The sequence below is a fragment of the Roseburia sp. OM02-15 genome (assembly GCF_003481835.1).
In the GTDB taxonomy this organism is placed as follows: Bacteria; Bacillota; Clostridia; order Lachnospirales; family Lachnospiraceae; genus Eubacterium_I; species Eubacterium_I ramulus_A.
This window is the reverse complement of sequence record NZ_QULX01000043.1, coordinates 1-5,093: the sequence shown is the minus strand read 5'-3', so window position 1 is coordinate 5,093 and position 5,093 is coordinate 1. Positions and strand designations below refer to the sequence as shown.

The window sequence follows — 5,093 nt, the reverse complement described above, 5'->3', positions numbered from 1 at the left end:
TTTGTATATAAACTTTATATCTGATTTTTGATTATCCCTATAAATATTACACTTTCAAGCTTTTCGAAGTATAGAAAAACACTCATTTTACCACGAATATACCACGATTAAACGAGCCTTGATATGACGATAAAATAGCACTAAAAAGACACCATTGACACATTGAAGTGGTGTCTTTTATTAATAAGCAGTCAATCCTAAGACTAACTGCTTTTGCAAAATAAAGGTAATCACTATTTTGTTTGTTTCTTTAGAATAATATAGCTTGCAATCACAACTACAAAGAATACTAACACGAAAACTAAAGTATGAAATATTCCTATCGGATAAGGTGCAATCCACCCTTCTAGTTTGAAAACCAATCCTGAAATATATCCTGTAATCATAGAAATAGGCATAAAAGCAACTCCGATTATATTAAGCCAATTTACATAAAAGGGGGATTTTTCTTCCGATAGTATTCTCGCTATAAAATATCCAACAATCCCTATAGCTTGAATAATCATTGAACCCCAAACTGCTTCCATTGTTTGTTCTGCATACCAATTACCAAATGCACAAAACAGCCCAATAGCAACAAAAGCTGTTGATGATATATAAAGTACCTTACTCGTAAGCTCTTTATTTTTTTGTTCTTTGTCTGCTACTGGTTCAATTCCCTTTAGGATATAGTCAGTTGTTACTCCAAAAAAATCACTCATTATAATTATTTTTTCTAAGTCAGGCGTACTTTGTTCACTTTCCCATTTGGAAACAGCCTGCCTTGAAACTCCAATTTTATCCGCAAGTTCCTCTTGTGATATTCCTTTTGATTTCCTTAAATATTGTATTCTGTCTGCCATATTCATTAGCTAACACTCCTTTCTTTCATGGTGTAATTTTAGCAATATTATCAGTTGCATAGCCACCATTTAGATATGGAAATATGTCAACTGGCAGTTGCAATGATGTTTTTTGACAAATCAGCAGAATATTCTTGCTTATAACGTAATTTAAACATATCCATATTATAACAGTTCCATATATCCGCCACAACAAAAATCAGCACACCCCCCCCTTGACATTTTTCTGTCTTGAAAAATACACACTTTTTCTTTCTTCCTCTTGATTACCAACCACAGAAAAGAAAAAGCCCTGTCAAGAGCCTTGCCACCATTGGTGGTGCTTTGCACTCTTTACTGGGCTTTTTGTTTGCTGTATCTTTCATTCAAGAGGAAAATTAAAGACCTCTGTTCCATTTCTCTTTCAGATAATCTTCATAGTCCGTTTCATCAAAATCTAACTGTGGCGAAGTGTCGGGAATGTTATTTCTGCTGTCTATGTCCGCAAGTTGACGGAATATCCAGTCATCATAAGGGTCATGGTATTTATACTCTTTGGGCTGTTCTCTGTATCGGTCTAACCCTCGCATTTCCTTATGTACTTTCATCATGCGTTCTATTTTTTGACGTTGTATCAACTGCTTGATTTCCATAAGTTCTTCTAACTCCGTAACCTCATTGGTAATGTAGTTATGGATATACTGTATGAGTTTGGTTTCCATGTAAAATCTGCATTCTTTTTCATCATTGAAAAATTCATTTTCAGACAGATAATCTAAGGAAACATTGAAGTCCTGTTCCCGTTTGATAATATCCATGATATATGGTTCGGTGTGGTCAATATACTTCCATTCTCCTGATAATAATTCATTGGGCGTTACTCCCAGCACGTCCATTATCTTTTCTAATGTGTCAAAGGTAGGATAATTCACACCCCGTTCAATCTTGGAAAGGCTCTGCATATTGATACCGATTTTATCCGCAAGTTCCTGTTGTTTCATTCCTCTGTGTTTTCTTATGGTCTGTATATTCTCTCCTAAGAAACTGATTTTCTTTTCATAATGTTCCATAACTTAGTATAACCGCTCCTTTCGTTGCTTTTCTCGGTGTTTATAAGCATATCATACTTAATATTTATCAAAAAGTCAATCAAAACTTCTTGACAAGTAATTCTAATGGCGTTATTATCGTATTAGATAGGGTGATTAAGCACGCTAGGGTCAATCACACGCTTGAGTAAGCATAGAAAAGATGTATTTTCATTTTGATAGCATGAATAAGCATGGACTATCAGACCGAAAATAAGGTTTCTGACTGGGGCTGTTCCGTTTAGCCACGAGTCTTACAAGGCTCGTGAGCGTTAAGAACGGATCAGACACAGGAAGAAAGGGAACGCCTTTAGGCGTTCATAAAGGGCGTATATGTAACACCGCCCTGCGTATACATGTCATAGTACCTAGAAACTGTGATAAATAAAGGAAAAAACACAATTTTTACCCCGCAAAAAAAACGGGGCATACGAAAGGAGAAATGTACTATAACTACACACAAAAATTTATCCGTTAAGATTGATTACATCAGCATTGTATTTGATACTGTAACCGCTGAAGATGTAATCATGCACATTTTAGGTTTACCAACTGATATTTTTAATGTCTATCCGGCAAGCGTTAAATTCAAGACGTATCAAGCACGCTGGCAGATTGGAGATATTTATGTATCGGGGGACGCAAGAAAGACAGAGGACAACCCACAGGGGCTAGGCTGTTATCTTGTTATGACTGGCAGAGGTTGTGATGATATTTTCCGTATTCTCGACAGTAGGAATTATACTTTTGGGGATATGTTCCGACGCTGTGAGCGAAGATACGGACTGGATAATTTCCATTTCACAAGACTGGATATTGCCATTGATGATAAGAACGAAAAGCCATTCTTTACCATAGAGCAGATAAAGAAGAAATGCAAAAAAGAGGAATTTATCTCGAATAGTGAGGGCTACCACTTTGACGAAAGCAAGTTTGATGATTTCGACACCGCAAAGACCGTTTATATCGGTGCTGGTAAATCAGGATTGTCCTACCGCTTTTATGATAAAGATAAGGAAGTCTGTTCAAAACATAATAAGACACTTGATGAAGTCGGCAGTTGGAAACGGACAGAAATGCAACTACGTGATGATAAGGCTCATGCTTTTGCCATGACATTCAAAGACAGACCGCTGGAACTTGGGGAACTGGCTTTCGGACTGCTGGCAAGCAACCTACGCTTTGTCGTGCCAAACAGAAATGAAAGTAATAAGAGCAGATGGAAAACGTGTCGGTTTTGGGAACGCTTTTTAGGGGCTGTGAAAGTCTTAAAACTGCAAGTACCGAAACTACATAATTCTCTTGAAGAAACACAGCAATGGCTCACAGAGGGTGGCGTGATTTCCGCTGTCAAAAGTTTTTACTTTTTAGAAGAACATGACGCATTAGGTGGATTGGAAAAAGTGGGAACTATGCTTGATAAAGCAAGATACAGCAATTCCCTTTCCAGTAAACTAACCGCCCACTTACAGAGGATAGACCGCACCGACCTTATCCCCTATATCCAGTATGACACGAAACATGGGAAAGGGGGTATCTGATGAATAACAACGATATTCCTGTATGGGAAAAATACACCCTTACCATTGAAGAAGCGTCAAAGTATTTCCGTATCGGAGAAAACAAGTTAAGACGATTGGCAGAGGAAAACAAGGACGCTGGCTGGCTCATTATGAATGGCAACCGCATACAGATTAAACGCCAACAGTTTGAAAAGGTCATTGATAAATTGGACGCAATCTAATGCAAATGAGCCTTGTATGTGTTATGATGAACACAAGTCATATCAAGGCTCTTTCCAACAAGGAAAGGAGCAGACACCATGAAAGAAAAAAGACGGGATAGCAAAGGACGTATCCTGCATACTGGAGAGAGCCAACGAACAGACGGAAAATACTTATATAAATATGTGGACGCATTTGGAAACACAAAATATGTGTATGCTTGGAGATTGACACCCACAGACCCGACACCAAAGGGAAAACGGGAAAAATCCTCACTTCGAGAACTGGAACAGCAGATAAGACGGGATATTGAGGACGGTATCGACAGCACAGGCAAGAAAATGACGCTTTGCCAACTCTACGCCAAACAGAACGCACAGAGGGCAAACGTGAAGAAAAGCACACAGAAACAACGGGAACAGCTCATGCGGTTATTGAAAGAGGACAAGCTGGGTGCTAGGAGCATTGATACAATCAAACCCTCTGACGCTAAAGAATGGGCGTTACGCATGAAAGACAAAGGCTTTTCCTACAATACCATTAACAACCATAAACGCTCGTTAAAAGCGTCATTCTACATAGCCATTCAAGATGATTATGTAAGGAAAAATCCCTTTGATTTCAAGTTAAGTGAAGTCCTAGAAAATGATACCAAAGAGAAAGTAGCATTGACAGAGGAACAGGAACAAGCCTTATTATCATTCATCAAGACGGACAACGTGTATCATAAGTATTATGATGATGTGCTGATACTGTTAAAGACAGGACTTCGTATCTCGGAACTGTGCGGACTGACAATCATGGACGTTGATTTTATCCATGAAGTAGTGGTTATCGACCACCAGTTATTAAAGAGCAAGGAACAGGGCTATTATATTGAAACGCCTAAGACAAAAAGCGGAATAAGGCAAGTACCATTAAGCAGAGAAACGATACAGGCATTTCAACGGGTTATGAAGAAACGCCCAAAGGCAGAACCATTTGTGATAGACGGACGGGGCAACTTTCTATTTGTCAATCATAAAGGCAAGCCTAAAGTTGCGATTGATTACAATATGCTTTTTGTCCGTATGGTAAAGAAATACAACAAGCACCATAAGGATAACCCCTTGCCACATATCACACCGCATACACTACGCCATACGTTCTGTACAAGACTGGCAAGCAAGAACATGAACCCGAAAGATTTACAGTATATCATGGGACATTCAAATATCAGTATCACAATGAACTGGTACGCTCATGCGTCCATAGATACTGCAAAATCAGAGGTTCAGCGTCTAATCGCATAAGAAGTATTTACCACGATTTTAACCACGCTTGATAGCGAAAATATAAGAAGATAGACCTAGATATGTGAGGTTTACCATAAAAGAAAAATGCCCGTAGAGCCGATAAAATAAGGCTTTGCGGACATTTAAGAAGATATAAAAAGATAGTCAAAAAGACATATATAATTT

Annotated in this window: 5 protein-coding genes; 3 read left to right on the top strand and 2 right to left on the bottom strand. The window is 38.3% G+C overall.

Going from position 1 to position 5,093, the window contains the following annotated elements; translation table 11 throughout:
- Nucleotides 1-233: 233 nt before the first annotated feature.
- Both DXB15_RS16610 and DXB15_RS16600 read right to left on the bottom strand, forming a co-directional pair.
- A complete protein-coding gene (locus DXB15_RS16610) occupies nt 234-848 on the bottom strand; it encodes a helix-turn-helix domain-containing protein (RefSeq protein ID WP_117598399.1) in 615 nt (204 codons plus the stop codon).
- A gap of 371 nt (nt 849-1,219) precedes the next feature.
- Nucleotides 1,220-1,891 (bottom strand): helix-turn-helix domain-containing protein, encoded by a 672-nt coding sequence (locus tag DXB15_RS16600; RefSeq protein ID WP_008393244.1) that lies wholly within the window; start codon nt 1,889-1,891, stop codon nt 1,220-1,222.
- Between the two features lie 497 nt (nt 1,892-2,388).
- On the opposite strand from DXB15_RS16600, the gene DXB15_RS16595 reads away from it, so the two are divergent.
- From DXB15_RS16595 to DXB15_RS16585, 3 genes are all read left to right on the top strand, one after another.
- On the top strand, nt 2,389-3,450 hold the full coding sequence (locus DXB15_RS16595) for a replication initiation factor domain-containing protein (RefSeq protein ID WP_278279315.1): 1,062 nt from the start codon (nt 2,389-2,391) through the stop codon (nt 3,448-3,450).
- Nucleotides 3,450-3,653: an excisionase gene (locus tag DXB15_RS16590; RefSeq protein ID WP_024739675.1), complete on the top strand. Its 204-nt coding sequence runs from the start codon at nt 3,450-3,452 to the stop codon at nt 3,651-3,653. Before DXB15_RS16595 ends, DXB15_RS16590 begins: the two co-directional genes overlap by 1 nt.
- Nucleotides 3,654-3,731: 78 nt before the next feature.
- Nucleotides 3,732-4,925 carry a site-specific integrase gene (locus DXB15_RS16585; RefSeq protein ID WP_024739674.1) on the top strand — a complete coding sequence of 398 codons (1,194 nt, stop codon included), beginning with the start codon at nt 3,732-3,734 and terminating at the stop codon, nt 4,923-4,925.
- Nucleotides 4,926-5,093 lie beyond the last annotated feature (168 nt).